We start from the raw sequence: 26,957 nt of genomic DNA, 5'->3' as shown, positions 1-26,957 counted from the left end.
GCCACCTGACGGCGAAGAACACTCGCCCGCTGGGCCTCGCTTATGATCGCGAAGGACGTCCAGCCAGGGAGAGTGCGATGAAAACCCCCGACCTCGTCTTCCGGGGCCGCCGGTTGAGCAGGGACCGCGCGCTGGTGCTGGCCGCGGTCGAGTCGCTCCCCGCGGCCCGTGCCGCCGTCGCCGACGGTGCCGATCTGGTGAGTTTCCCCGGAGCCGGCGCCCTGATCGAGCAGGCGCGTGAGACTTTTCCCGGCCTCGTCATCGGGGTGGACACCGCGGACCCGTCGGTCGCCGCGGCCTGCTGCGAAGCGGGCGCCGACCTGATCGTGGCGCGGGCGGACCTGGCCGAGGTCGCGGCCCGGTACGACGCCGGTTATGTGGCTCCCGCGATCCCGTCCGTGCCCGGTCTGTCCGTTGTGATGGACATCGGGGAGTTCCGGTCGATGCCTCCGGAAGAGGTGCCGGTGCTGGCTTCGGTGGCCGGGGACGGAACACCGGGCGGCCTGGCACTGGCGGCCCTCGCGGCGTCGGCCGGCGTGGCGATCATCCGCACGAAGCACGTCCGCCAGGTGCGTCACGTGGCGGAGATGGCGGCCAGCATCGCAGGCACGCGCCCGCCGGCGAAGGCGGTCCGGTGGGAGTGATCCGCGAGGTCTGGCCGTCTTCGCGCGACCTCACCGAAGACGACCTCGAGCAGCTGTACCGCTACCCGGCGGACCCCCGCTGGCTGGCGGTGAACTTCGTGTCGAGCACGGACGGCGCGATCACGGTCGAGGGCCGTTCTGGTGGCCTGTCGACCCCGGCGGACCGGATCGTCTACCGCCTCGGCAACGACCTCGCGGACGTGGTCCTGGTGGGCGCGGGAACGGCGATGGCGGAGGGCTTCGAGGGAATGCGCCCGGACGCCGCCACGGCCGACCGCCGCCGCCGGTTCGGCCTCGCCCCGATCGCGCCGGTGGCGGTGGTGACGACGGGACGGTCGCTGCCCGCGGACGCCCCGGTGATCACCAAGGCGGCGGTCCCGACGCTGGTCTTCACCTCCGCGGCGGCGCCTCCGGAGTTGCGTTCGGCCTGGGCGGCGAACGGTGCCCGCGTGTTCGTGGCGGGGGAGCTGGAGGTGTCGGCCGGGCAGGTGGTGTCGACGCTGGTGGCGGAGGGGCTGGGCCGCATCGACTGCGAGGGCGGGCCGAGGCTGTTCGGCTCGTTGATCGAGGCGGGACTGGTCGACGAGTTCCGGTTGACGGTGGCGCCGTTCCTGGTGGCGGGAACGTCCGGCCGGGCCTCACTCGGCGCCGCGGTGGAGCCGGCCGGGATGGAGCTGGCTTCGGTGCTCACTGACGGCGCCAGCGTTCTCTTGCGGTACCTGGCACCTCGCGATTAGGTGGCCGTTCGTCTCCGCTCGCGGTCGGCGGTGCTCCGGTTTTGTCGGTCCCTTGCGGTAATGTGGAATTCGGGGGCTCCCTAGGCGGGTTTCCCTTGTGGCGCAAACAAAATCGCTGCCCGCGGGCTCCGCGCAGTTCACCCGTTCCAGCGATGATGCTCGCACATTTGTTCGGGTACCGTCGAAGACATGATCACCATCCGAAGACCTCCGCGGCACCGCGAACCGGTGCTGCGCAACGAAAAACCGTTACCGATCGAGCAGTCGCCGGAAGTGTTCCGGCAGCGGCAGTTCCCGGGCCTCCGCCCGCGTCAGCCACGCGAAGTCGTCGTGCTCCTCAGGGCTGAGTACGACGTCGCCCGATCCCTCTTCTTCCGTCGTGTAAACCAAAGCGTGGATGCGCAGCGCTCGTCCCGCCACGTCCGGCCACGCCTCCCGCGCGAGCTCGCCGGTAATGCGCACCGTCAGCCCGGTCTCCTCCGCCGCTTCGCGCGCCGCGGTGTCCTCCAGGCGCTCGCCTGGCTCGGCCGTGCCGCCGGGCAGTTCCCACCGGCCCGGCAGGAACACCCCGGGCCCGCGGCGGAGGAACAGCACCCGGTCGCCGCGGGCGATCCAGCAGTAGGCCAGGTGCTTGTGCGCGATCTCCGTCATGCGCGCGATTCTCGCTCAGTTGGTCTTCGACGTCGGCAGGTGGGCGCCCAGGTACCCGACGTACACCGTGCCGGTGCGGTCGGTGTCGTCGAGGAAGTGCAGCCGCGGTGCCGGCGACTTGAAGCGCTCCAGGGCGATGTGGGCGCCGAAGTAGTCGCGGCCGGCCGGGTTCGTCCGGGGATCGACGCGGAACGTGCGCGCCTGGCGGAGCCGCTCGTTCGTGGTCACCGTGTCCGACTCGGCCAGCGCGATGATGTTCGCGCTGATCAGCGAACCCGGCTGGCCGGTGCGGGCGAAGGCGAGCACGTCCGACAGCTCGGGGCCCGGGTCCTGGCCCGCGTCGAGCAAGGACGTCCGGGCGCCCGCGTAGGCGTCGAGGGTGCGGAGCGCGTCCCACGCCTTGCGGCGCCAGGCGGCGGCTTTGGGATGGTGGTCGAGGATCGCGGCCGGTGCCGGTTCGGCTGTGATCGCCAGGTGCTTGAGCGAGGCCGACGCGGCGCCGATGAGGTCGGCGAAACTGGGGAAGTCCTCCGGCGGGCGCTCGGCGGCGGCGACCTCGTCGTCGGCGTCGTGGTGGCGGGCGAGCCGGCCGGCCAGCAACCCGTTGACGCGCCTGAGCTCGTCCCGTTCGGCTTCCGTCTCCTCGAACGCCCGCGCGTAGTCGTCCACCTCCGCCTGCAGCTGCGCGAGCTGGCCGCGCAGGCAGGCCACGTCGGTCGCGCAGGCGTCCTCGAGGCGGCGGCGCAGCGTCTTCACCTCGCCCGCGTGCCGGTCCCGTTCCTCGGCGTGGGCCTTGGCCTTCTTCCGCAGAATCGTGATCACGCGGCGCGCCTCGGCCAGCTCCCGCTCGGCGCGGCCGAGCTTCTCCACCAGTTCGGCGTCGGGCTCGCACGCCTTCGACGCGAACGGATCGGCTTCGTACCAGGCTCGCACGCTCGGCACGTCCGCCCACTCCTCGGGCAGGGGCGTCCGGCCGCGGGTCTGGATGAGCCGGGTGATCGCACCTTCCAGCGCCTCGCCGGAAACGGGGCTCTCGCTCACAACGAAGTCCGGGAGCTGGTCACACGGCGGCACGTACAGCCGCGCGCCCTGCGGCACCGCGCACCCGAGCGGCAGGTGGCGGTTGAGGGTGTGGCGGAAGCGGTCGTCGACGTCGAAGACGTTGACCAGCCCCGGCCAGCCCTCCACCGGCACCGTCGGCGGCTCGGTGAGCACCAGCACCGCCGAAGATCGCCACGGCGCCACCAGCGCCTCGCCCAGCAGGTCGGCGAGGTGGTCGCACTCCTTGCGCGACCACCCGCGCATGGCCAGCACCGGCGTCTCGATCGGGATTTCGTCGCTGCCGCTGGCGCCCAGCTCCTCCAGACCGATCCGCTGGGCGGGCGCCTCGTGGCAGCTACGCCACGGCCGCGTACACGCGGCGCTCAGCAACCACGTCACCCGATCTTCGCCGGCGCGGTAGCAGAGCGAAAGCAATACCTGAACGGAGTAGCGCCCTTCGCTGCCCTCGTACGCGAACTTCAGGTCGCAACGGCGCGAACCACCGTCATCGGACGAGCCGAGATCGGCCACCGAGTAGTCGTCGTGCTGCCGCTGGCGGCTGATCAGCCTGCTGCGCAGGGCGTCCAGGGGGCGTTTGCCCTCGGTGGGGACCAGTCCGTGGTGCCAGATCCGGTGCACCCCCACAGGACTCAACTCCGTTCGCCGGGAACAGGACCTCAGCCGAACATAGCGGATCCTGTGATCGATCGAACGCGGGGCGTCACCTCACCCAGCCACTCACCCGCCCGGCGGCCTCACCCCGCCCGGGTGGCCCTCATCTCGCTCCCGTACCGAGAGCGCCCGCCCCGTCGGCGACCCGCCTCGCGCTCCCGTGCTGCGGCCTCACGGTCGACCCGCGCGCGCTCCAAGGCTCCTCGCCCGTCCCGGTTCGCCGTCGACCAGCGCCGGGCTCTGTGCTGGCAGCGTCCGCTCCGCCGGCGACACCCGCCGCTCCCGTGCTGTTGGCGCGCGTCCTGCCTTGCTGTCGACCCGTTCCGAGCCCGTGCTGGCAGCGTCCGCTCCGCAGCTTGGCAAGCAAGATCGATCGCCGCCGTGGCTGCCGCGACAGCCTCCCTCACCCGCGAGGATCGTGCGGAGCCGCAGCAGATTGAAGTCCGCGACCTCGGCCACCACCGCCACGCGGGGCCGACCTCACTGCGGGCCCAGGGGCGACTCGGGGTTCTCGACCAGAGCCAGTACGGCAGGCCGCGGCTATCGCCACTGCCCCAGTTCAGTGCCTGCGGGTCCAGAAGCCGGGATGCGGTCGACCCTCCGCCACCCGGCCCAACGTCACCCCTCGCGGATCCACAGGCAGAACGGGTGCCCGGCCGGATCAAAACAGACTCGGACGTCGTCCTGCGGCTGGAACTCGGCGACCACCGCGCCCGCCGCGGTCGCCGCCGCCGTGGCCTCCTGGAGGTCGTCGACCTCGATGTCGAGGTGCAGTTGCATCTGCTGGGCGCCGTCGGCCGGTGGCCACACCGGGGGGACGTGGCCGGTCTCCAGCTGGAACGACAGGCCTGCGCCGCCGTCGTCCGGGCGCAGGGTCACCCACTCCGGTTCGTCGGTGCGGATCGGCCAGCCGAGGAGCTTCGAGTAGAACTCGGCGAGCGCGCGGGGTTCCGGGGTGCCGAGCACGGTGGAAGTCAGCTTCATGATCGGACTGGTACCCGTGCGGCCGCTCGGTCTACCGCGGTCCGGAGGGCCCGTTGTCGAAGTAGGCCACCGGCGGGCCGACGTGCCGCCACGACGTCGTCGCGAAGACCGCGGCACCCGACAACGCGAGAAGGGCGGTGACCACGGCCAGGGTGGCGCCGATCCGGGCGTACCCCGGCCGGGTGCGGGCGCCGGCGCAGACGCCGAAGACGAGCGCGAGCACGCTGATCGGCAGCAGCGCGAACCACAGCGCGCCGAGGACCAGGACGAACGCCTGCGTGACCCAGGAGAGCATCCACGCGGACACGATCCCCGGCCGGACGATCAGCCAGGCCGCCCAGGTCGCGACGGCCAGGGTCAGGCCGGTCGCGCCGATCGCCAGCGACGCGATCGCCAGGCCGCGGCCGGGCCGGGTGGTGGTGGCTTCCGCGGCGTCGAGCTCTGGTTCCCCCATGCCGGGAACATCTCGCCGGAGCGGTCGGGTGTTACCGGAATACCTGGGCATCGCGTGGGTTGGTTCCTGGCGCAGGCGTCGAGATCACCGAGGGAGCTGCCATGTCGTCCGAACACGTCCAGGGAACCGTCGCCGAGGGGTTCGAGCCCGTCCGGGAGGAGTTCGCCGCCGTCGCGGCCGAGCAAGGTGGTGACTACGCCGCCCAGCTCGTCGCGCACGTCGACGGCGAGCGGGTCGTCGACCTGTGGACCGGGCCCGCCATCACCGGGGACTCGCTGACGGGCGTGTTCTCCTCGACCAAGGGGGCCGCACACCTGGTCGTCGCGCTGCTGGTGCAGGACGGCGTGCTCGACCTCGACCAGCGGGTCGCCCACTACTGGCCCGAGTTCGGCGCGGCCGGCAAAGGCGGCATCACCCTGCGAGAGCTGCTCGCGCACCGCGCGGGCGTCGTGGGCGCCGACGACGGGTTCACCGGCGACGAGATCGCGGACGACCGCGTCATCGCCGAGCGGCTCGCCCCGCAGCGGCCGTACTGGCGGCCCGGCACGGCGTTCGGCTACCACGCGCTGGTGATCGGCGCGCTGACCGGCGAGGTCGTCCGGCGCGTGACCGGCCGCAGCATCCAGGAGCACTTCGAGGAGCGCGTCCGGAAGCCGTTCGGCCTGGACTTCTACCTGGGGCTGCCCGAGGAGCTGGAGCCGCGGTTCCTGACCACGCAGCCGATGCTGCCGACGCCGGAGGAGCTGACGCAGCTGGAGGCGAACGCGACCGGGCCGGACAGCCTCACGGGCATCGCCTTCAACCGCAACCACCCCAAGGCGCCCGAGCTCTGGGAGCTGCCGAACCTCAAGGTCGTCCGCACGCTGAGCCCCGCTTCGGTGGGCGGCGTCGCGTCGGCCCGCGGCCTGGCCGGCATGTACGCGGCGGCGATCAGCGGCCCGGAGCCGCTCCTGCGCCCGGAGACCGCGGCGGAGTTCGCGCAGATCCACTCGATCGGCGACGACCTCGTCACGCGCAACCGCAACGCGTTCGGCCTCGGCTTTTCGATCGTCTCGGACGACTACCCGGTACTGGGCCAGGGCGCCTTCGGCCACAGCGGTGCGGCCGGCTCCCAGGCGTTCGCCGACCCCCGCAGCGGCCTCGCGTACGGCTACAACCGCCGCCGGTTCGCCTTCCCGGGTGGAGCGGCGCCGGAGAACGTCCGGCTCGTCCGGGCGGTCCACGCGGCAGCGACGGCCTAGCCGGGCCCGCCCCCGACCCCGCCGTCCACACAGGACACTGAGGAGCCGCCGGCCGGTCGTCACGTTCCGTGCCCGGAGCGCCACATGCCGGCCGGTGGTCCCTGACGTGCGGGAATGCACGTCCGTAGTGGACGTCGTTACAGCATTCACCCGTTAGGACGTTCCGCTCGAGACATCGACCCTGCTCACGCGGCTCGGACTGACTTTCCGTAGCGAAAACTCTCCCGATCATTGCTCCGATGTGAAACTATTGGTCCGTTCGCGGGGAGAGGGCCTCGCGAGTTGGGGGACTCACCGTCACGGCCGCGTCCCCATGAAGATCCCCAGGGGAGAGGAGATCGACCATGTCGACGCCCACGGATGTCAAGCCGGAGGAAGCCCCGGAGCCGGTCGAGCCGACCGAGCCCACGGTCCAGTGGACCGACTCGGACGGCAAGATCCACACCGAGCACCCGGTCCACACCGAGTGCGTGGGTGGCTGCTACCAGAAGGTCACGGCCTGATAGCCACCCGCGTGTGTTCCACGCCCGCCTGCTGATCTTTGACCGGTAGGCGGGCTTCTTTCTGCCATCGGCTGTGCTGTCATAAGAGGGTGCCTGTGACGAACCTGGACCCCCCGGAAGTCATCGAGTCGGTCCGCGCACTCCAGCAAGCCGCCGCCGATGCGTCGTGTCTCGGGCGGTTCCACCAGGGGGTCAAGCACCTGCGGCGGGGCATGAGCCTGCTGGATTCGATCCACCCGGTCGCCGACGAGCACCGCACCGACTGGCTGGTCACGCGGATCAAGGTGGCCAGCACCCTGGCCGGGATGTCGTCGGAAATCACCGGGGACGTCGCCGCCGGGCTGGCTGGGCTGGACGACGTTCGGCTGCTCATCAACGCGGTCGCGGACCCGGTCCTGCGTGCCGAACTGAACGGCGGCCTGAACCACAACTACGCCATGCGCCTGATGACCGTCGGGCGCAACGAGGAGAGCCTCGCTTCCTTCGACGCCTCGCTCGAGCACAAGGAGTTCCTCCTCGCCCGGCTGAGTGATCCCGCTCCGCAGATGCGCGGGTTCGTCATCACGCTCTATTCGCGCGGCTGGGTGCACACCAAGCTCGGCAACGTGAGCCAGGCGCGGGCGGACCTGAACCGCGCTCTCGAGCTGTCGGAGAAATACGAATTATGGGGGCAGGCCGCCGATGTGCGGCGCATCCTCGGCACGTTGTCGCTGCGGACCGGTGATGTGCCGGAGGCCCTGCGGCTCTACGAGGAGAGCGAGCGGGCGTACCGCGCGCTGGATCTCGAGGCGCCGGCCCTCCTGTCGATGGAGCAGGCCCAGGCCCTGCTGACCGCCGGGCTGGCCGACGAGGCGGGAAGCCACCTCGACGACCTGATCACCCGGATGACCGCGGAACCCAGCATCGCCAACCACCTCGGGAACGCGGAGCTGCTGCGGGCCTCGGCCGCGCTGCTGAACGACGATGTCGCCTTCGCCCGGCAGACGGCCGCCTCCGCTCGCCGGCTCCTGCTGCGGGTGGGCTGCCAGACCTGTGTGGCCAACGCGACCGTCCTCGGCCTGCAGGCCGACGTGCGCGAGGCGGTGGCGAGCGGGACGCTGCCCGCCGCGCTGCCGGTGCGGGCCCTGCGAACCGCGGAAAAGATGCGGGAACCCCGCCTGGTCGAGCAGGCCGCCACCGCGCGCATGCTCGCCGTGCGGCTGGACATCCGCCGCGGCAACCTCAAGCGGGCCGTCGAAACCCTTCAGCAGGTCCCCCGCCCGGGGCAGCTCACCCCCATCGACTACCGGATGCTCCGGCGGCTCTGCCGGGCCGAACTCGCCGTGGCCCAGGGCGACCGGGGCAAGGCGCTCACCGAGATCCGGTCCGGGCTCACCGAACTCGACGCCGTGCGGGACCGGATGGGTGGGCTGGACCTCGTCTCCGGGACCGCGTTGCACGGGCAGGAACTCGCCGATCTGGCCGTGAAGCTCGTGCTGGAGCGCAACGACGCCCGGCGCCTGTTCGTCTGGCTCGAGCGGACGCGCGCGCAGACCTACCGCTACGAACCCCTCTCCGCCGGGACCGATCCGGAGCTCGCCGCGCGCGTGGCCGAGGTGCGGGGGCTCGGGCAGGCGATCCAGGAAGCCCAGCACGACGGGCACCCCATCGCCGGGCTGCGGGCGAAGTACAACGAACGGCTGCGGGAGGCCCAGCGGCTCGGCTGGCACACCGGGCGGTGGGGCCGGCCGCGACCCGTCGCGGGGCTCGCCGAGGTCGTCGCGCGGCTCGGGGAGCGGGCGATGGTCAGTTTCGCCGCTTCCGGGGACGAGCTCGTCGCCGTCGTCGTCGCCGGGGGTGAGTGCCGGCTCGTGCGGCTCGGGTCCGCCGGGGCCGCGGCCGAGTCCGCGCGCGTCCTCAACGTCGACCTCGACGCCTTGGCGCCCGACAACCTGCCCGATCGGCTGGCCGAGGTCGTCATGGCGTCGGCGCACAAGCAGGCCGACAAGCTCGACACGCAGCTCATCCAGCCCCTGGCCGACAGCATCGGCGACCGCGAGCTGGTCATCGTCCCGACCGGCCCGCTCTACGCCGTGCCGTGGGGCGTGCTGCCGGGCCTGCGGGGGCGGCCGACCGTCGTCGCGCCGTCGGCGACCGCCTGGCTGGCCGCCGAGCTGACGAAGTCGTCGCGCGCCCGCAAGATCGTGCTCGTCCGCGGGCCCGGGCTGGCCGGCGCCCGCGGTGAGCTCGAGAAGCTCACGACCCACTACCGCACCGCGACGACGATGACCGGCGCCAAGGCCACCGTGAAGTCCGTGCTGCGTGCGATGGACGGCGCCAAGCTCGCGCACTTCGCCGCGCACGGCGCGCACGAGCCGGAGAACGCGTTGTTCTCCCGGCTGGAACTCGCCGACGGCGCCCTCTTCGGGCACGAGATGGCCGGGCTGCGGCAACCGCCGCGGCAGGTCGTGTTCGCCGCCTGCGAGCTGGCGATGAACCGGATCCGGCCCGGCGACGAGGCCCTCGGCTTCGCCAGCGCGCTGCTGGCCAGCGGCTCCCGGACGGTGATCGCGCCGCTGTCGCGCGTCGGCGATCTCGCCTCGGCGGCCGCGATGGACGACTACTACCGCGCGCTGGCCGTCCGGGAAAGCCCGGCGCTCGCGCTGGCCGACGCGATCGCCGTCGACCCCTTCCGGCGCCCCTTCGTCTGCCTCGGCGCCGGTTAGCCCGGCTGGGCCGGCGGTGACCACACCAGCCGCGGGTCGGTCTGGACGAAGCTGCCGAGCAGCTGGTCGATCCGGGTCAGCACGTCGAGGTCGAGCCGGACGCCGGCGGCCTTGGCGTTCTCGGTGACCTGCTCCGGGGTGCTCGCGCCGGTCACCGCCGAGGCGACCGTCTCGTGCTGCAACGTCCACGCCAGCGCGAGCTGGGCCATCGTCAGGCCGGCGTCGTCCGCGACACCGCGCAGCAACGCCACGCGCTCCAGCAGCTCCGGCATGAGCAGCGGCCGGGTGGAAGACGGCCCGGCCGCGCGCGACCCCGCCGGGATTCGCCCGTCCCGGTACTTGCCGGTCAGCACGCCCTGGGCGAGCGGCATCGACGCGAACTGCCCGAGGCCGATCCGCGTGCCCACCGGCATCACCTGCGCCTCGGGCACCCGCCACAGCATCGAGTAGTGCGGCTGGTTGGCGATCAGCGGCACGTCGTACCGCGCGGCGGCCTCGTGGGCCTGCAGCAGCTGCTCGGCCGTCCACTCCGACGTGCCCACGTACCGGATCTTCCCCTGGCGCACCAGGTCCGAGAGCGCGAGGAACGTCTCCGCGACCGGGGTCCGGTAGTCGAAGCGCAGCAGCTGGTAGACGTCGACGTGGTCGGTGCGCAGCCGCCGCAGCGAGCCCTCCAGCGACGCGATCACGTGCTTGCGGCTCAACCCCGCGTCGTTCGGGCCCGGCCCCTCCGGCCAGAACACTCCGGTGCACAGCACCAGGTCGTCGCGGCGCGCACCGGCGAACGCCGCCCCGAACGCGGCCTCCGCCGCGCCGCCGTCCCAGGCCGCCGCGGTGTGGAACGTCGTGACACCCGCGTCCAGCGCCGCGGCGACGCAGCCCGGCGAGCCGTGCGTCAGCCAGTTCCCGTAGGCGATCTCGCTGACGGCGAGCCCGCTCGCGCCGACCCTGCGGTACTCCACGTCAGCCTCCCACGGCCATCTCGTCGATCCACGCGTCGACCGCGCCGGCCTTGCGCGCGAACGACTCCCGCACCGATTCGTGCGGCAGGATCAGGAACTGCTCTTCACCGAGCCCGCGCACGACCGCTTCGGCGACGTCCTCCGGGTCGATGAGCGGGGCCGCCGCGGCGATGGCCAGCGCGGCCGGGTGGCCGGCGGCGATGCCGGGCTCCAGCAGCGCCGTCCGGACGCCGAGCGGGCACAGCGCGCTGACCCGCACCCCGCGCGGCCGGTAGGTGATCGCCAGCCACTCGGCGAGGCCGACGGCCGCGTGCTTGGTGACCGAGTAGGGCGCGTCGCCCGGGATGCCGAGCAGGCCGGCGCCCGACGCGGTGATCAGCAGGTAGCCCTCGCCACGCGCCAGCATCGAGGGCAGCACGACCTGCGCGGCGTGGACGTGCTGCATGACGTTGATCTCCCACGACCGCTGCCACTGCTCGTCGGCCGCGTGCACGCCGGTGCCGAACGCGGCGCCGGCGTTGGCGCAGAACACGTCGAGGTGGCCGAACTCGGCGCGGGCCGTCGCGACCAGGGCCTTGAGGTCCTTTTTGGACGTCGCGTCGGCGGCCACGGCGACGGCCCGCCCACCGGCGGCGGTGATCTCGTCCGCCACCCGGGCGGCCCCCGGGGCGTCCACGTCGGACACAACCACCCCGGCCGCGCCTTCCGCGGCGAAGCGGCGGGCCATGGCGGCCCCGATTCCGTGTGCCGCGCCGGTCAGCGCGACCACGCGTCCAGTCAGTTCCACGCGGGCTCCAGGTATTTCAGCGTCGAATTGTCACGCGAGTGCGGGAAATGTATTTCCCGGTTGCGATGCGGGTGATAAAAGTGCTGGTCAGTGCCATGATCCTGCCTTGTTCCACAGTTTTGCACGTTAGCACGAGTATTGCGTTTCCGGTGCCTGGTGCGTTATTCCTGAAGATCGCAACGCCCCGCGCACAGGAGGTCCGCCGATGGCCGAGCTCGTCCCGCCGTCGCACATTCGACGGCTCCGGTGCCTGGGAGTCGGCGATCCCGACGTGGTCGCCGCGGTCGCGCGCCGCGGCGGCCTCGGCGTGCTCGACGGCGCCGATCCGGAAGCGCTGCGGCTGGTCGCGGCCCGGGTCCGGGTGCCGTACGCCGTGCGGACGGACGGCCCGGTGCCCGAAGGTGCGGCCTTCGCCGTCCGGACGCGGGCGCCGTGGGCCGGGTCGTTCGCCGAGGTCGCGGACGTCGCCACGGCCGCGGAGGCCGTCCGCGGTGGCGCACTCGGGCTCGTCGCCCGCGGCGGTGATCTGAGTGACTTCGTTCTGCTGCAACAGCTTCTGGCCGCCTTCGACGTCCCGGTCTGGGGCCGGGTGGCCGGGCCGCGGACGGCCGTGGGCGCGCTGGCCGGAGGTGCCGCGGGGGTCGTCGTCGAATCCACTGTGGACGTCGGCCGGGTCGTCGGCGCGAAGGTGCCCGCGGCGCCGCTCGGCACCGGGTTGTGCCGGACGCTCGGCACCGCGCTGCCGGTCGTCCAGGGCCCGATGACGCGGGTGAGCGACCAGCCGGGCTTCGCGGCCGCGGTCGCCGACGCGGGCGGGTTCCCGTTCGTCGCGGTGGCCACGGCGAACGGCGCGCGCACCGCGGAGCTGCTCGCCCGGACCGCCGAACGCCTCGGCGACCGGCCGTGGGGCGCGGGCATCCTCGGCTTCGTGCCCGACGACCTGCGGGTCGCCCAGCTCGCCGCCATCCGGGCGGCGCGGCCGCGGTGCGTGCTGGTCGCGGGCGGCAAACCGGGACAGGCCAAGGCTCTGGAAGCCGACGGGATCGCGACGTTCCTGCATGTGCCCTCGCCGGTCCTGCTCCGCCAGTACCTCGACGCCGGGCTCCGCCGGTTCGTCTTCGAGGGCGCCGAATGCGGCGGGCACGTCGGCCCGCGGGCGAGTTTCGAGCTCTGGGAGGAACAACTGGCCGTCCTCGACGGCGCGAAGGACGTCGAGGTGCTCTTCGCGGGCGGAATCCACGACGCCCGCTCGGCCGCCATGGTCGCCGCAATGGCCGCGCCGCTCGACGCCGGTGTCCTGATGGGCACCGCGTACCTGTTCACCGAAGAAGCCGTGACGCACGGCGCGATCACCGGCCTGTTCCAGGACCGCGCGCTCGCCGCGGACGCCACCGTGACCCTGGAAACCGCGCCGGGCCACCGCACGCGGTGCCTGCCGAGCCCGTACACGGCTGAGTTCGCGCAGGTCAAGGCGAGTTTGGGCGACACACCCGAAGCCTGGCAACGGCTGGAGGAGCTGAACACCGGACGGCTGCGCGTCGCCAGCAAGGGCGTCCGCCGCGACGGCGAGGCGCTGGATCCCGCCACCCAGCTGGCCGAGGGGATGTTCATGGCGGGCGAGGTCGCGGTGCTGCGGGACCGCCGGACGACGATCGCCGAGCTGCACGGCGACGTGACGTCCGGCAAGACGTTCGTGCGCCCGGAAGAACCGGCGACGAACTCGGACGACATCGCGATCGTCGGCATGGCCTGCACGTTCCCCGGCGCGCGCGACCTCCCGGCGTTCTGGTCCGCCGTCCTCCGTGGTGACGACGCCGTCACCGAAGTCCCTCGCGACCGCTGGGACCCGGAAGTCTACTTCGGACAGTCGACGTCGAAGTGGGGCGGCTTCCTGCCCGCGCTGGACGTCGACCCGCTGGAATACGGCATCCCGCCCTCGGCGATGGGCAGTATCGACCCGGCGCAGCTGGTGTCGCTGGAGACCGCGCGCCGTGCGCTGGCCGACGCCGGGTACGCGGACCGGGACTTCGACCGCGAGCACACGAGTGTCGTGTTCGGCGCGGAGGCGGGCGGCGACCTGGCGAACGCGGGCACACTGCGGTCCCTGCTCGACGGCTACCTCGACGAGGTGCCACCCGAACTGCTCGCCCAGCTGCCCGAGCCGACCGAGGACACGTTCCCGGGCACGCTGGCCAACGTCATCTCGGGCCGGATCGCGAACCGGCTCGACCTCGGCGGCGCGAACTACACGGTGGACGCGGCGTGCGGCTCGTCGCTGGCCGCGCTGGACCTCGCGGCGAAGGAGCTGCGCGCGGGAACGAGCTCGCTGGTCCTGTGCGGCGCGGTCGACCTGCACAACGGCATCCACGACTACCTGATGTTCACCTCGGCGGGGGCGCTGTCCCCGACGGGCCGCTGCCGCCCGTTCGACGCGGCGGCCGACGGCATCGCGCTGGGCGAGGGGGTGGCGTGCCTGGTGCTCAAGCGCCGGTCCGACGCCGAGCGCGACGGCGACCGGATCTACGCGCTGGTCAAAGGCGTCGGCGCGGCCAGTGACGGCAAGGCGCTCGGGCTGACGGCGCCGCGGCCGGAGGGTCAGCGCCGCGCGCTGGAGCGGGCGTACCGGGACGCGGGAGTGTCCCCTGTGGACGTGGGGCTGGTCGAAGCCCACGGCACGGGAACGGTGGTGGGCGACGCGACGGAGCTGCGCACGCTGACCGGCTTCTTCACCGAGGCCGGCGCCGAGCCGGGTTCGTGCGTGCTGGGGTCGGTGAAGAGCCAGATCGGCCACACGAAGTGCGCGGCGGGACTGGCGGGGCTGATCAAGGCGGCACTGGCGCTGTGGCACGAGGTGGTCCCGCCGACGCTGCAGCTGACCAAGCCGAACGACGCCTGGGACCCGGCGGCGAGCCCGTTCACGTTCACGACGGCGGCCCGGCCGTGGGCAGATCCGGCCCGGCTGGCGGGGGTGAGCGCGTTCGGCTTCGGCGGGACGAACTTCCACGCGGTCCTGGGCGCGGCGCCGGTGGCGCCGGATCGCAGGCACGGGTTGCGCGACTGGGCGCCGGAGGCGGAGCAGGCCCTGGTGGAGCTGGACCGCACGGTGGCGGAGAAGCAGACGGGCGGCTCCGGCAACGGGAGTGCCGCCCGGCGGCCGATGGCCGCCGCCGGGCCGGGTGAGCGGGGTGGCGTGGGCGCGGCTGATGCGGCGGCGGCCGGCGCGAAGGTCGCCGACCCCGGCAAGGTCGCCTTTCTCTTCCCCGGCCAGGGCAGCCAGCGCACCGGCATGCTCGCCGAGCTCTTCGTCCACTTCCCCGAACTCGCCGAGCTTCTCCGCCTCGCTCCCGACATCGCCGCCACGGCTTTTCCGCCGCGCGCTTTCACCGCCGAGGCGGTCGACGCCCAAGAAGCCGCTCTCACCGACACCCGCGTCGCCCAGCCTGCTCTCGGGCTCGTCGAAACCGCTGTCACCCGGCTGCTCGCCCAGGTCGGCGTCCACCCCGACTTCCTCGGCGGGCACAGCTATGGCGAGCTCGTCGCCCTCTCCGTCGCCGGGGCCTTCGACACCGAGACCCTCCTGCGCCTCAGCCGGGCCCGGGCGCAAGCCATCGCCGAGGTCGCGCAACCGGGCACCATGGCCGCCGTCAAAGCGAACCGGGATGCGCTCAGCGCCACCCTCATCGGTCCCGACGTGGTCGTCGCCAACCACAACGCGCCCGAACAGGTCGTCCTCTCCGGTCCCGTCCCCGCCGTCGAACGCGCCGTCCGGCGGCTCGGGGAAACCGGCATCTCCGCCCAGCGGATCCCGGTCGCCTGCGCCTTCCACAGTCCGCTGGTCGCCGCCGCGGGAGAGGTGTTCGCCCGGGCACTCGACGAAGAAGAAATCAAGTCCCCGCGGAAACCCGTCTGGGCCAACCGGATCGCGAAGCCCTACCAAGACGATGTACGCGGTGAATTGGCCGCGCAAATCGGGGCCCCGGTGCGGTTCCTCGACCAGATCGAAGCCATGTACGCGGCCGGGGCGCGCATCTTCGTCGAAGCCGGGCCCGGGCGCGTCCTCACCCGGCTGGTGAAGGACATCCTCGGCGATCGGCCGCACACCGTCGTCGCCTGCGGGCCGGACCTCACCGGCTTCCTGGCCGCGCTCAAGGCCCTCGCCGAAGCCGGTGTCGACGTCCGGACCGAACGGCTGGCCCGGCCGAAACCTCCCGGACCCGCACCCACCGCCTGGGCCGTCGACGGGCGGTCCGCCCGCGCGCCCGGTTCCGCCGCCCCCGCCCTGCCCCCGGCTCGACGAATCCGGAGTACCGCCATGACCCAGCCCGCGCCCGGCCGTGACCAGGCGATCGCCGACTTCCTGCGCACCACCCGCGAACTCGTCGCCGCGCAGCGCGAGGTCATGCTCGGCTACCTCGGCAGCGCACCCGCCGCACCCGCCGCCCCGCTGCCGGCCCCGGTCGTCGTCGAAGAACCGGTCCCGCAGGAAGAACCCGAACCCGAAGCCGCCGACGTCATGAGCACCGTGCTCGGCGTGATCAGCGAACGCACCGGCTACCCGGCCGACATGATCGCCGCCGACCTCGACCTCGAAGCCGACCTCTCGATCGACTCCATCAAGCGGACCGAGATCGCCGGCACCCTGCTGTCCCGCCTGGGCCTGCCCGCCGACGACCGCACCGACCAGCTCAGCCGCGACCGCACGGCGAACGCCCTCGCCGCGCACCTGGAAAGCTGGCTGACGCCGAAACCACCCGCCGCCCCGCCGCGCCGATACCGCCTCGAGCGGGTCCCGGTGCCGTTGGACCCGGACCCCGGGCGGCTGCGCGGGAAAACCGTGGCCACGCCGGACGACGCCGTGGGGGCCGCCTTCGCCGCGGCCGGGGCGGAGGTCGTCACCGGGGACGCGGACATCACCGTGCTGTTCGCCCGCGACCTCACCGAGGTCTTCAACCAGCTCAAAGCCCTGCGAGGGGACGTCTTCGTGGCGGCGGAGCCGGACACCGTCCCGGGGCTCCGGGGCCTGGTGCGGTCGGCCGCGTTGGAGCGCGACGGCGTGACGCGGCTCGTCGAGGTCACGCAGGACGTGGCGAAAACGCTGGTGGACGAAGCCCTCAGCGACGGCCCGCCGGTCGTCGGCCACGACAACGCCGGCCGCTTCACCATCGAGCCGCGGCCTGCGGACCTGCCGTCGATCGCCTACTCCGGCGCCGGTCCGGGCAGCGGTGAACTCGCCGCGCTGGGCCTGGGGCCGGACTCCGTCGTGCTGCTCGTCGGCGGGGCCCGCGGGATCACCGCCCGCGCCGCGGTCGCGTTCGCCGCTTCCGGGTGTCGGCTGGAGCTCGCCGGGCGGACGCCGTGGCCGGGTGAACCGGACGACCTGCCGCAGGACACCACGGCGATGCGCGCGGTGCTGGCCGGCCGCGGCGGGCCGGTCGCCGACATCGAACGCCGGGTGCGGACCGCGCTGGCCCAGCGCGAGATCGGCCGGACCCTCGACGAGATCCGCGCTGCCGGCGGCAACCCGGCCTACCACAGCATCGACGTGCGCGACGCGGACGCGGTGCACCGGCTGATCAAGGACCTCGGCGGGCGGGTCGACGGCGTCGTCTTCGCCGCCGGGGTGATCGACGACAAGCTCATGGCGGACAAGGACGAGCCGTCGTTCCGGACCGTCGTCGAGACCAAAGTGGATGGTGCACGTGCCCTGCTCGGCGCGCTCGAGGCCGAGCCCGGGTTCGTCGCGTTCTTCGGCAGCATCGCCGCGGTGCTCGGCAACCGCGGCCAGACCGATTACGCCGCCGCGAACGACGCGCTCGAAACCCTGGGGACGACCTGGCCGGGCCGTGCCGTGACCGTCCACTGGGGACCGTGGGCGCCGGACGGCGACCACGCGGGGATGGTGTCGCCGGAACTGGCGCGCGAGTACGAACGCCGCGACGTCGCCCTGCTCGACCCGGCCGAGGCCACCGCGGCCCTGCTGCGGGAACTCGCCTACGGCACGGACCGTGCGGTGCTGTACACGGCGTCGCTGTGGTGACCCCGGTCGCGATCGTGGGCATGGGCGTGTTCCTGCCCGGCGCGTCCACGATGGACCAGTATTGGCGGAACCTGGTCAACGGCGTCGATGCCGTCACCGAAGTCCCGCCGCACCACCGGGACCCGGAGTTCCCCGGCCGCCGCGGCGGCTTCACCCCGGACACCCTGGACTTCGACCCCGTCGCCCACGGCGTCCCGCCGACGTCCCTCGACGGCACCGAGCCGGACCAGCTGACGGCGCTGGCCGTCGCCGTGACCGCGGTCGGCGACGCCGGGGGCCTCGGCCGGCTCGGCGACCCGGAGCGGATCGGTGTCGTGCTCGGCCGCGGCGGGTACCTCTCGCCCGGCCTGCGGGGCTTCGACCAGCGGGTCCGCACCGTCCGGCAGATCACCCGCACGGTCGGCGAGCTGATGCCGTCGGCCGGGCCGGCCGTCCTCGAGCGGCTGCGGACGGCGCTGCTCGAACCGCTCGGCGAGTTCCGGCCCGAGACCGCCGCCGGCCTGGTTCCGAACCTCGCCGCCGCCCGGGTGGCGAACCGGCTCGACCTCGGCGGCCCGGCGTACACGGTGGACGCCGCCTGCGCGTCCTCATTGGTCGCCGTCGACCAGGCCATCGGCGAGCTGACCCGCGGCCGCTGCGACGTCGTCCTCGCGGGCGGCGCGCACCAGACCCAGGACGACACGCTGTGGGCCCTGTTCACCCAGCTGGGCGCGCTGTCGCCGAGCCAGCGGATCAGCCCGCTGTCCCGCGAGGCGGACGGCATGCTCATCGGCGAGGGCACCGCGATCGTCGTGCTCAAGCGGCTGGCCGACGCCCGTCGCGACGGCGACCGCGTGTACGCCGTGATCCGCGGCACCGGCACGTCGAGTGACGGCCGGGGCGCGAGCCTGCTCAGCCCGTCCGTCGCCGGGCAGACCCTCGCCCTGCGCCGCGCCTGGGCGGGGCGCGATCCCGCGGAAATCGGGCTGCTGGAGGCCCACGGCACCGCGACCCCCGCCGGGGACGCCGCCGAGCTGACCACCGTGGCCGACGTCTTCGGCCCGGCGGACGGGCCCCGTGCGGTGATCGGCTCGGTCAAGTCGATGATCGGGCACACGCTGCCGACCGCCGGGGTCGCCGGGCTGGTCAAGGTGGCGCTGGCCCTGCACCACGGCGTCCTGCCGCCGACCCTGCACTGCGCCGACCCGAACCCGCTGCTCGACAAGACGCGGTTCCGGGTGCTGGCCGAGGCCGAGCCGTGGGGCGCGCTGCCGCGGGTGGCCGCGGTCAACGCGTTCGGCTTCGGCGGGGTGAACGCCCACGTCGTCGTCGAAGCCGGCGATCCGGCGCCGAAGCGGCGGGTTCGCGTCGACGAGCCGGAACGCGTGCTGCGCCTGGCCGCGCGCACACCGGCGGAGCTGCTGGACCGGCTCGACCGGCCCGGCCCGGGCGACGGACCGTGCCGGCTCGGGATCGTGGGCCCGGACGACCGCAAGCTCGCCGCCGCCCGCCGGGTGGTCACCAAGGTGGCGGCTGAGGGCCGGTCGTGGCACGGCGCCGGTGACGTCTGGTGCAGCGTCGATCCCCTCCTGCCGGGCGGGAAGACAGCGTTCGTCCACCCGGGACTGGAAGCCGGCGGCGAACCGCGCCTCGACGACGTGGCCCGGCACTTCGGCCTCGACCGGCCACGGTGGTCGACGGCGAACGTGCTCGACCGCGCGGCGAGCGTGTCGGCGGCCGGGCTGCTGCTCGACGACGTCCTGCGGCGGCTCGCGATCCGGCCGGACGCGCTCGCCGGGCACAGCGTCGGGGAGTGGACGGCCATGCAGGCCGCCGGGATGTGCACCGCGGTGCCGGACGCCTTGGCGCGCTACTGGCCGGACGGCTTCGAGCTGCCCGAGGCGGACTACCTCGTGCTGGGCGCCCCGGCGGCGCGCGTGGCCGAACTGCTGCCCGGCGAACTCGTCGTCTCGCACGAGAACGCGGCGCGGCAGACCATCGTGTGCGGGCCGCCCGATGTGGTCGCCGACTTCGCGACGACCTGCCGGGGTGCCGGGATCGTGGCCACCACGCTGCCGTTCCGGTCCGGTTTCCACACCCCGCTCATGCGGCCCTACCTCGCGCCCTTCGCCCGGCTCGTCGCGGACCTGGACCTGCGCGCCCCGGCGCTGCCGGTGTGGTCGGCGACGACCACCCGGCCGTACCCGGCGGCCCCGGAGGACGTCCGCCGGCTCTACCTGGACCACCTGCTGCGCCCGGTCCGGTTCCGGGAGCTGACCGAAGCCCTGCACGACGCCGGGTTCCGGGTGTTCGTGCAGGTCGGCGCCGGTCAGCTCGGCTCCTTCGTCACCGACACGCTGGGCGAGCGGCGGCACCTGGTCGTCGCCGCCGCGTCCGGCACCCAGCCCGGGCTCGCGCAGCTGCGGCGCCTCGCGACCGCGCTGTGGACCGAAGGCGGCGACCCGGACTTTGCGGCGCTGGAACCGCGGCGGATCCGGCTCACCACCGGCAATGCCCTGCTCTCGCTGGGGGAATCGGCTCGCGGCCTGCTCGAGGAGCCGAGCCTGCCTGCCGGCTTGCCGGATCCGATCGTCGCCGAGTTCACCGCGTTGCTCACCGAGACCCGCCGGGCCGCCGCGGACGTCGTCGCGGCCGCCCGCCGCCGCGTCGAGTCCACTGTGGAGGTCTCGGTGGCGGCCATGCCGTACTTGCGCGACCACCGGTTCTTCCGGCAGCGCGACGGCTGGCCCGACGAATCGGACTTCCGGCCGGTGGTGCCCGCGACGACCCTGGTCGACCTCGCCTGCCGGGCGGCCGAGCGCGCCTGGCCGGGCACGACGGCGGTCGCGGTGCGGGACGCCGTGTTCTCCCGCTGGCTCATCGCCGCCCCGGCGCAGCACGTGCCGCTGTCGATGAGCCGCGAGGACGATCACGTGACCGTCGAGATCGGGCCGTACGCGCTGATGACCGTCGCGCTGGGGGCGTTCACCCCACCGCCGCCGCGGGCCGAGGTGCCCGGGCCGGAGACCGCGCCACCGCTGAGCGCGGCCGAGATCTACGCCCGGCGCGAGATGTTCCACGGCCCCGCCTACCAGGGTCTGGCCCGGCTGACCGGCCTCGGCGCGCAGCACATCCGCGGCGAGCTGGTCGTCCCGGAAGCGCCCGGCGGGCTGCTCGACAACGTCGGCCAGCTGCTCGGCTGCTGGCTGATGGCCACCCGGGCCGACGACCTGCTCGCGTTCCCGCGCTCGATCGGCCGGCTGACCTGGCACGGTCCCGAACCGGCGCCCGGAACCCGGCTCGAATGCCTGGTGCGGGTCCGGCTGCCCCGGCCGGACGTCCTCGAGATGGACGCCGAGCTGGTCCTCGACGGGCGGGTCCTGGCGAGCATCGAGGGCTGGCGGGACGTCCGGTTCCCCTGCGACCGCGCGGCCCACCGCGTCTACGCGTTCCCGGCGGAGCACCTCCTGGGGGAGCGGCGGGACGACGGCTCGGTCGCCGTCACCGACCGCTGGGCGACGGTCGCCGCGCGGGACATCTACGCCGGGATCTACCTCAGCGCGTCCGAACGCGCCGAGTTCGCCGCCGTCCCGCCGCGGCAGCAGCGCGGCTGGCTGCTGACGCGGATCGCCGTCAAGGACGCCGTCCGGGCACGGCTCGGTGAACCCGTCTACCCGGCGGAAATCCGCGTGCACGACGACGGCACGGTGTCCGGAAGGCACCGGGACCTGCCGCACTTCGCCGTCACGGCCGAACTGGACGGCGACACCGCCATCGCACGACTCAGGAGCGATTCATGACCATCGACCACGCGTCCGCCACGTTCGACGTCGTCGCCGAGCTGCTCGCCGAGCTCGTCGGTGACGCCGACGTCCTCGGCATCGAGATCACGCCCGACACGACCTTCCACGAAGACCTCCAGCTGGAGAGCATCGACCTGGTGACCTTCGCGAGCATCCTGTCCGAGCACTTCGGCGCCGACGTCAACCTCGCCGAGTACCTGGCGGAGAAGGACCTGGACGACGTCATCGGGCTGACCGTCGGCGACATCGCCCGGTTCGTGGGGGAGCGCACGTGCCCACGATGACCGTCAACGGGCTGCGCACGAACGTTCAGCTCGTGCCCGCCGGCGGCACCGAGACCGTGGTGTTCCTGCACGGCATGGGCACCGACAGCCTGGCGAGCTTCTACCTCACGCTGGCGCCGCCGGTCGCGGCCGCGGGCATCGACGTGATCAGCTACGACCTGCGCGGGCACGGCAAGACCGAGCGGCCAGAGCGCGGGTACACGCTCGGGGACTTCGTCGCCGACCTCGACGACCTGCTGCGGCAGCTCGGCGTCGACCGGCCGGTGCACCTGGTCGGCAACAGCTTCGGCGGCACGCTCGCCTACAGCTACGCCGTGGCGAATCCTTCGCGAGTCCGCAGCATCGTGTGCATCGAGTCCGAGCCCGCCACCGAGGTGTGGGCGGAGAAGATGAGCGCGATCCTCGCCCACACCGTGCGGTTCCTGCAGGTGGAAGAGAGCTTCGACTGGATCGAAGCGAACTTCAGCGCGCACCACCGGCGGCTGGCGCGGCTGGCCGCCGAGCGGATCACGTCGACGAAGATGGCCGAGGAGGTGCCGCTCGGGCCGTTGCTCACCTGGGAGCAGGTGGCGGGGATCGGCTGCCCGGTGCTGTCCATTTTGGGCAGTCACGGCTACCAGGCCGACGACCTCGAGGCGTTGACGTCACTGCTGCCGAACGGCGAGCTGCACGTGTTCGAAGGGCAGGGGCATTCGGTCCTGGTGGAGCAGCACCGCGAGGTGCGCGAGCTGGTGCTGAAGTGGATCGAACGGCACGCGGCGTGAGGTTCCTGCTGGTCGTGCCGCCGCTGGCCGGGCACGTGGCGCCGTTGCGCGGGGTGGCCGCGGTGCTTTCTTCGCGCGGGCATGCGGTGGCCTGGTGCGGTCCGGAGCCGGAGCTGTCTGCTTTGGTCTCCGGGAGGGTGTTCCCGGCGGGGGACTCCAGGCCGTTCTCCGTGGCTCTGCGGCCGCCGGAGCTGCGCGGGTTCGCGGCTCTGAAGTACCTGTGGGAGTCGTACCTGGTGCCGCTGGCCGACGCCATGGTGCCGGGGGTGGCTTCGGCGGTCTCCTCGTTCGCGCCGGACGTGGTGGTGGCCGACCAGCAGGCGATGGCGGGCGCGCTGGTGGCGGCCCGGTGCGGCGTGCCGTGGGCGACCTCGGCGTCGACGTCAACCGAGCTGGCCGACCCGCTGGGGTCGTTGCCGAAGATCGCGTCCTGGGTGACCGAGCTCCAGGCCGGGTTGCGGGCCCGCCACGGCGTGCTGCTCGGTGACCTGCGGTTTTCCCCGCATCTGGTGCTGGCGTTCACCACCCGCGCGCTGGCGGGGGAGGCACGGCCGGCGGTGCCGGTGGCCTACGTCGGGCCGGTGCTGCCCGCGGCTTCGGGTGAGTGGTCGCTTGTGGACGATCGCCCGCTGGTCGTGGTCACCTTGGGGACGTCGAACGGTGCGGCGGGTACCCGGTTCCTGGCCGAGAGCGTGGACGCGCTGGCGGGAATGCCGTCGGTGCGGGGGCTGGTGGTGGATCCATCCGGGGAGCTGAGCAGCGAAAGCGTCCTGCTGGCCCGGCGGATCCCGCAGGTGGCGGTGTTCGCGCGGGCGTCGGTGGTGGTCTGCCACGGCGGGCACAACACGGTCTGCGAAGCACTGGCGGCCGGGGTGCCGCTGGCGGTCGCCCCGATCCGGGACGACCAGTCGATGCTGGCCCAGCAGGTGACCGCGGCCTCGGCGGGCGTCCGGCTGCGGTTCGACCGGGCGAAGGCGGCGGACATCCGCGTGGCGATCGAGGCGGCGGAGCACTACCGCCCGGGCGCGGAGAAGATCCGCGAGTTCTTCGAAGCGGCTGGTGGCGCGGAGGAGGCGGCCACCCACCTGGAGTCGCTGGGTTAGGTCCGGGCGCGGAAGGTGCGGGCCGCCAGGACGGCGCCCGCCACCGCGGCCATCGCCGCGATCAGGAGCGCCACGACGAGAGACCAGCCGAGCGGGCGGGCCAGCGCCAGCGCCCGGGTCGCGTCGATCGCGTACGTCAGCGGGTTCACCGCCGAGACCGCGCGGACCCACGCCGGCATCGTGTCGAGGGGCATGTACGCGCTCGAGGAGAACATCAGCGGGAACATCACCACGAACGACGCCGCCTGCAGCGTCTCCGCCTTGCGCAACCACGTCGTGATCGCCACGAACACCCAGCTCAGGCACCAGCCGACCACCAACGTCAGCACCAGGGCCGATCCCAGGCCCAGTACCCCGCCCGCCGGGCGGAAGCCCAGGAAGACCACGCTCGCCAGGGCCGTCACCACCAGCTGGACGCCCAGCCGCGCGGAATCCGCCAGCGTCCGTGCCACCAGAACGGAGAACAGCGAGATCGGCAGGCAGCGCAGCCGCCCGGTGAAGCCGCCGTAGATCTCCGCCAGCAGGCCCGCTCCCGAACTCATCGCCGTCGTCATCGCGATGTTGACCAAGGTCGCCGGAACCAGGAAGTTCACGTAACCCTGGTACGCCGCGACACCCGGCAGCGCGCCGACACCGCTGAACACCTGGCTGAACAACAGCAACAGCACCACCGGCTGCAGCAGGCCGAAGAACACCAGGCGACGGTCACCGAACGCCGTGCGCAGCGATCGGGTGGCCAGCACGCGAACCTGCGTCCAGAAGCCGGACTCCGGCCAGGCCGTGGGATCACCGAGTGCGGCGACGGCGGCGTGGTGCCGGGGCGGCGTCACGACGCCGCCCGGTGCAGGGAAAGGTAGACGTCGTCGAGCGTCGGCTCGGTCACCGTCAGGTCGCGCAGGGGCGCGCCCGCCGCGTCGAGCGCGCGCACCACCACCGGGATGTCACCCGGGCCGGACAGCGGCACGGTGAGCACCAGCCCGGTGCGGCCGGCCGGGAGACCGAGGCGCGCCACCGCATCCGCCGCGCGCCGCAACGCCAGTTCGGTGCCGAACGTGCACGTCGCCGTCCGGGTCCCGAGCCGGGCCTTCAGCTGCGCCGGCGTCCCCGACACGGTGATGTGCCCGAAGCCGAGGACGACGACGTGGTCGGCCAGCCGGTCCGCTTCCTCGAGGTACTGCGTGGTGAGCACGACGGTGGTGCCGCGCGCCGCGAGGCCCTCGACGATCGTCCACAACCCGGCCCGGCTCACCGGGTCGAGCCCGGTGGTCGGCTCGTCGAGGAAGAGCACCTGCGGCGCGCCGACCAGGCCCGCGGCCAGGTCCAGCCGCCGCCGCATCCCGCCGGAGTACGTCCCGGCCGGGCGGTCGGCCGCGTCTTCGAGGCCGAAGGCGGCGATCAGTTCGGTGGCGCGCGCCAGCGCCTGCCGTGGTTTCGCGCCCAGCAGCCGGGCGATCAGCAGGAGGTTCCCGCGCCCGGACAGCGTGTCGTCGACCGCGGCGTACTGCCCGGTCACGCCGATCCGCCGCCGGACCGCGCGGCCGCGCTGCACGACGTCGTAGCCGCAGACGCGGGCGGTGCCCGCGCTCGGCCGGACGCGGGTGCTGAGGATGTCGATCAGGGTGGTCTTCCCGGCGCCGTTGTGGCCGAGGACCGCCAGCACCGCGCCGCGGGCGACGGTGAGGCTGATCCCGGCGAGCGCGGTGACTTCGCCGTACTGTTTCGCCAGGTCCGTCACGGCGATGACCGGTTGCGACATGACCGCTCCTTTCCTGCCGGGTAAAAGATATCGGGGCCGGGCCGTGTCGATCAAGAAGACCGCCGCCATCCGCCGTGCGCGTGACAATTTTCGCGGAATCGGATCGCATCCGCGTGACAAGGGCTGACCTGCGTGACTCTTCCGGCCGTGCGCTATCCCCTGCGCGTGACAAAGAATCGTCGGTGGCTTGTTCCCGCAGAAACACGGAGGTAGCTTTGCCGAAATTCCCCCATTTCCCGAGGTGACGACCCGTGAAGTTTTCGTGGAAGTCGAGAAAGCCCGCCTTCGGCCTGGCCGCGGGGGCCCCAACGGGGGGCCCCCGCGACCGTCGCGCTGGTCGGGGCGGGCCCGAGCCAGGCCGCGCCGGTGAGCCTGACGCTGAACTACAACTGCCCGTTCCCGCTGATCGGCGACCAGGTGCTGTCGGTGAAGATCGACACCAACCTGCCGGACAACGCCGTCGCGGGCGCCGCGTCGACCCCGATCACCTTCGACGTCGACGTCACCGTGCCGGAGACCGCCACCGAGGGCCTCGCCCTCGTCGGCGCGACTTCGCTGGACGGCTCGGCGAAGGCCGCGGCCGTGCTCAAGTACCCGGTCGACAAGACGCTGAACCTGAACCTGCCGCTGACGATCGCCTCGACGCCGGTGCCGCCGTCGGGCGCGTTCCACGTCAAGAGCAGCGGAAAGGCGCCGGCGGTGACGTTCCCCAGCCCGGGCACCGCGTCGGTGACGGTCGGGAACTTCAGCACCACGATGACCCCGCGCACGGCCGACGGCCAGCCGACCGACCTCGGCACGTTCACCTCGGACTGCGTCGCGGTCCCGGGCCAGAACCAGCAGCTGGGCACGTTCGAGATCAAGCCGGCGGGCGGCACCACGACCCCGACCACCCCGACCACGCCCACGACGCCGACCACTCCGACCACGCCCACGACGGAACCGACGACTCCGACCACGGAGCCGACCACTCCGACGACCGAGCCGACGACTCCGACCACGGAGCCGACCACTCCGACGACCGAGCCGACCACCCCGACCACCGAACCCACCACCCCGACCACGCAACCCACGACTCCGACCACGGAACCCACCACTCCCACGACCGAGCCGACCACGCCCACCACCGAGCCGACGACCCCGACCACGCAACCCACGACCCCGACCACCGAGCCCACGACGCCGACCACGGAACCGACCACCCCGACCACGGAGCCGACGACTCCGACCACGGAGCCGACGACTCCGACCACGGAGCCGACGACTCCCACGACCGAGCCGACGACCCCGACCACCCAGCCGACGACCCCGGTCACCACGCCGACGAACCCGCCGGGCGGCATCGAGGTCGAGTACTCGGTCAAGGGCAGGTCGGAGCTCAAGCAGCTGCACGCCACGCTGCCCCTCGGTCCCGGCACCCTGGACGCCAAGCTCGACGCGGCCTCCGGCAAGTTCGGCGCCCAGCTCGCGCTGCCGAAGTCGGACGTGAACTTCCGCGTCCTCGGCTTCATCCCGGCGTCCGCGACGGTGAAGCTGAACCAGGTCGGCGCGATCACCGGCACCCTCATCGCCGGTGCGGTCAAGGCGAACGCGCAGGTCGACGTCCAGCTCACCAAGGTCCGCGTGTTCGGCTTCCCGATCCTGTCGTCGAAGTCGTGCCACACGGTCAAGCCCGCGGACGTGCCGCTCGTCTCGGCGCCCGGCTTCGACCCGCTCAAGGGCGGCAAGCTGACCGCCACCTACGGCATCCCGCAGTTCACCGGCTGCGGCTTCCTGACCGGCCTGATCACCGGCATCACCTCCGGCCCCGGCAACAAGCTGGACGTGGCCCTCACCAAGAAGTGAACTCG

General features: G+C 73.0%; 19 protein-coding genes. 11 read left to right on the top strand and 8 right to left on the bottom strand.

Annotated features, from left to right (window positions below):
* Positions 1-77: 77 nt before the first annotated feature.
* Together IE317_RS30510 and IE317_RS30505 are read left to right on the top strand one after the other, a co-directional pair.
* Positions 78-644 (top strand): dihydropteroate synthase, encoded by a 567-nt coding sequence (locus IE317_RS30510; RefSeq protein WP_191314802.1) that lies wholly within the window; start codon positions 78-80, stop codon positions 642-644.
* Positions 641-1,381 carry a dihydrofolate reductase family protein gene (locus IE317_RS30505; protein ID WP_191314832.1) on the top strand — a complete coding sequence of 247 codons (741 nt, stop codon included), beginning with the start codon at positions 641-643 and terminating at the stop codon, positions 1,379-1,381. The genes IE317_RS30510 and IE317_RS30505 overlap by 4 nt, the downstream gene beginning before the upstream one ends.
* 249 nt (positions 1,382-1,630) lie before the next feature.
* On the opposite strand, the gene IE317_RS30500 is transcribed toward IE317_RS30505, so the two are convergent.
* The 4 genes from IE317_RS30500 to IE317_RS30485 all read right to left on the bottom strand — a co-directional run bounded on the left by IE317_RS30500 (position 1,631) and on the right by IE317_RS30485 (position 5,183).
* Positions 1,631-2,032 (bottom strand): NUDIX domain-containing protein, encoded by a 402-nt coding sequence (locus IE317_RS30500; protein WP_191314801.1) that lies wholly within the window; start codon positions 2,030-2,032, stop codon positions 1,631-1,633.
* A gap of 15 nt (positions 2,033-2,047) precedes the next feature.
* Positions 2,048-3,718, bottom strand: coding sequence for a hypothetical protein (locus IE317_RS30495; protein WP_191314800.1), 1,671 nt, complete (start codon positions 3,716-3,718; stop codon positions 2,048-2,050).
* 645 nt (positions 3,719-4,363) lie between these two features.
* Positions 4,364-4,729, bottom strand: a complete 366-nt coding sequence (locus IE317_RS30490; protein ID WP_191314799.1) for a VOC family protein — start codon at positions 4,727-4,729, stop codon at positions 4,364-4,366.
* Positions 4,730-4,760: 31 nt separating this feature from the next.
* On the bottom strand, positions 4,761-5,183 hold the full coding sequence (locus tag IE317_RS30485) for a hypothetical protein (RefSeq protein WP_191314798.1): 423 nt from the start codon (positions 5,181-5,183) through the stop codon (positions 4,761-4,763).
* A 101-nt stretch (positions 5,184-5,284) separates the two neighbouring features.
* On the opposite strand from IE317_RS30485, the gene IE317_RS30480 reads away from it, so the two are divergent.
* From IE317_RS30480 to IE317_RS30470, 3 genes are all read left to right on the top strand, one after another.
* Positions 5,285-6,424, top strand: coding sequence for a serine hydrolase domain-containing protein (locus IE317_RS30480; RefSeq protein ID WP_191314797.1), 1,140 nt, complete (start codon positions 5,285-5,287; stop codon positions 6,422-6,424).
* Between the two features lie 344 nt (positions 6,425-6,768).
* Positions 6,769-6,927, top strand: a complete 159-nt coding sequence (locus IE317_RS30475) for a hypothetical protein (protein WP_191314796.1) — start codon at positions 6,769-6,771, stop codon at positions 6,925-6,927.
* A 95-nt stretch (positions 6,928-7,022) separates the two neighbouring features.
* Entirely contained in the window at positions 7,023-9,632 is a 2,610-nt protein-coding gene (locus IE317_RS30470; protein WP_191314831.1) for a CHAT domain-containing protein, read from the top strand.
* Here IE317_RS30470 and IE317_RS30465 read toward each other — a convergent pair.
* Entirely contained in the window at positions 9,629-10,594 is a 966-nt protein-coding gene (locus IE317_RS30465) for an aldo/keto reductase (RefSeq protein WP_191314795.1), read from the bottom strand. The genes IE317_RS30470 and IE317_RS30465 overlap by 4 nt on opposite strands.
* A 1-nt stretch (position 10,595) precedes the next feature.
* A complete protein-coding gene (locus tag IE317_RS30460; RefSeq protein WP_191314794.1) occupies positions 10,596-11,381 on the bottom strand; it encodes an SDR family oxidoreductase in 786 nt (261 codons plus the stop codon).
* Positions 11,382-11,586: 205 nt separating this feature from the next.
* Between IE317_RS30460 and IE317_RS30455 the strand changes: the two genes are divergently transcribed.
* From IE317_RS30455 to IE317_RS30435, 5 genes are read left to right on the top strand one after another with little or no spacing between them, the layout of a single operon-like run.
* Positions 11,587-17,418, top strand: coding sequence for a type I polyketide synthase (locus IE317_RS30455; protein WP_191314793.1), 5,832 nt, complete (start codon positions 11,587-11,589; stop codon positions 17,416-17,418).
* Positions 17,412-21,197 (top strand): beta-ketoacyl synthase N-terminal-like domain-containing protein, encoded by a 3,786-nt coding sequence (locus tag IE317_RS30450; RefSeq protein WP_191314792.1) that lies wholly within the window; start codon positions 17,412-17,414, stop codon positions 21,195-21,197. Before IE317_RS30455 ends, IE317_RS30450 begins: the two co-directional genes overlap by 7 nt.
* Positions 21,194-21,484 (top strand): acyl carrier protein, encoded by a 291-nt coding sequence (locus IE317_RS30445; protein ID WP_191314791.1) that lies wholly within the window; start codon positions 21,194-21,196, stop codon positions 21,482-21,484. The genes IE317_RS30450 and IE317_RS30445 overlap by 4 nt, the downstream gene beginning before the upstream one ends.
* Positions 21,472-22,248, top strand: a complete 777-nt coding sequence (locus IE317_RS30440; RefSeq protein ID WP_191314790.1) for an alpha/beta fold hydrolase — start codon at positions 21,472-21,474, stop codon at positions 22,246-22,248. Before IE317_RS30445 ends, IE317_RS30440 begins: the two co-directional genes overlap by 13 nt.
* Positions 22,245-23,351, top strand: coding sequence for a glycosyltransferase (locus tag IE317_RS30435; RefSeq protein ID WP_191314789.1), 1,107 nt, complete (start codon positions 22,245-22,247; stop codon positions 23,349-23,351). Before IE317_RS30440 ends, IE317_RS30435 begins: the two co-directional genes overlap by 4 nt.
* On the opposite strand, the gene IE317_RS30430 is transcribed toward IE317_RS30435, so the two are convergent.
* Together IE317_RS30430 and IE317_RS30425 are read right to left on the bottom strand one after the other, a co-directional pair.
* Positions 23,348-24,181 carry an ABC transporter permease gene (locus IE317_RS30430; protein WP_191314788.1) on the bottom strand — a complete coding sequence of 278 codons (834 nt, stop codon included), beginning with the start codon at positions 24,179-24,181 and terminating at the stop codon, positions 23,348-23,350. The two genes, IE317_RS30435 and IE317_RS30430, sit on opposite strands and share 4 nt — an antisense overlap.
* Positions 24,178-25,107, bottom strand: coding sequence for an ATP-binding cassette domain-containing protein (locus IE317_RS30425; protein WP_191314787.1), 930 nt, complete (start codon positions 25,105-25,107; stop codon positions 24,178-24,180). The genes IE317_RS30430 and IE317_RS30425 overlap by 4 nt, the downstream gene beginning before the upstream one ends.
* Before the next feature lie 366 nt (positions 25,108-25,473).
* Here IE317_RS30425 and IE317_RS30420 point away from each other — a divergent pair, with 366 nt between their 5' ends.
* Complete coding sequence (locus tag IE317_RS30420; RefSeq protein ID WP_229903008.1) at positions 25,474-26,952, top strand: DUF6801 domain-containing protein; 1,479 nt, start codon at positions 25,474-25,476, stop codon at positions 26,950-26,952.
* Positions 26,953-26,957 lie beyond the last annotated feature (5 nt).

Origin of the sequence: Amycolatopsis bullii (assembly GCF_014654205.1) — a bacterium.
GTDB classification, from domain to species: domain Bacteria; phylum Actinomycetota; class Actinomycetes; order Mycobacteriales; family Pseudonocardiaceae; genus Amycolatopsis; species Amycolatopsis plumensis.
Note: the sequence above shows the minus strand (reverse complement) of the source record. Positions and strands in the feature narration are given on the sequence as shown.

Coding starts and splice junctions, on each gene's coding strand:
- IE317_RS30510 (WP_191314802.1), top strand. CDS start 78: ATGAAAACCCCCGACCTCGTCTTCCGGGGCCGCCGGTTGAGCAGGGAC.
- IE317_RS30500 (WP_191314801.1), bottom strand. CDS start 2,032: ATGACGGAGATCGCGCACAAGCACCTGGCCTACTGCTGGATCGCCCGC.
- IE317_RS30490 (WP_191314799.1), bottom strand. CDS start 4,729: ATGAAGCTGACTTCCACCGTGCTCGGCACCCCGGAACCCCGCGCGCTC.
- IE317_RS30485 (WP_191314798.1), bottom strand. CDS start 5,183: ATGGGGGAACCAGAGCTCGACGCCGCGGAAGCCACCACCACCCGGCCC.
- IE317_RS30480 (WP_191314797.1), top strand. CDS start 5,285: ATGTCGTCCGAACACGTCCAGGGAACCGTCGCCGAGGGGTTCGAGCCC.
- IE317_RS30475 (WP_191314796.1), top strand. CDS start 6,769: ATGTCGACGCCCACGGATGTCAAGCCGGAGGAAGCCCCGGAGCCGGTC.
- IE317_RS30455 (WP_191314793.1), top strand. CDS start 11,587: ATGGCCGAGCTCGTCCCGCCGTCGCACATTCGACGGCTCCGGTGCCTG.
- IE317_RS30445 (WP_191314791.1), top strand. CDS start 21,194: ATGACCATCGACCACGCGTCCGCCACGTTCGACGTCGTCGCCGAGCTG.
- IE317_RS30425 (WP_191314787.1), bottom strand. CDS start 25,107: ATGTCGCAACCGGTCATCGCCGTGACGGACCTGGCGAAACAGTACGGC.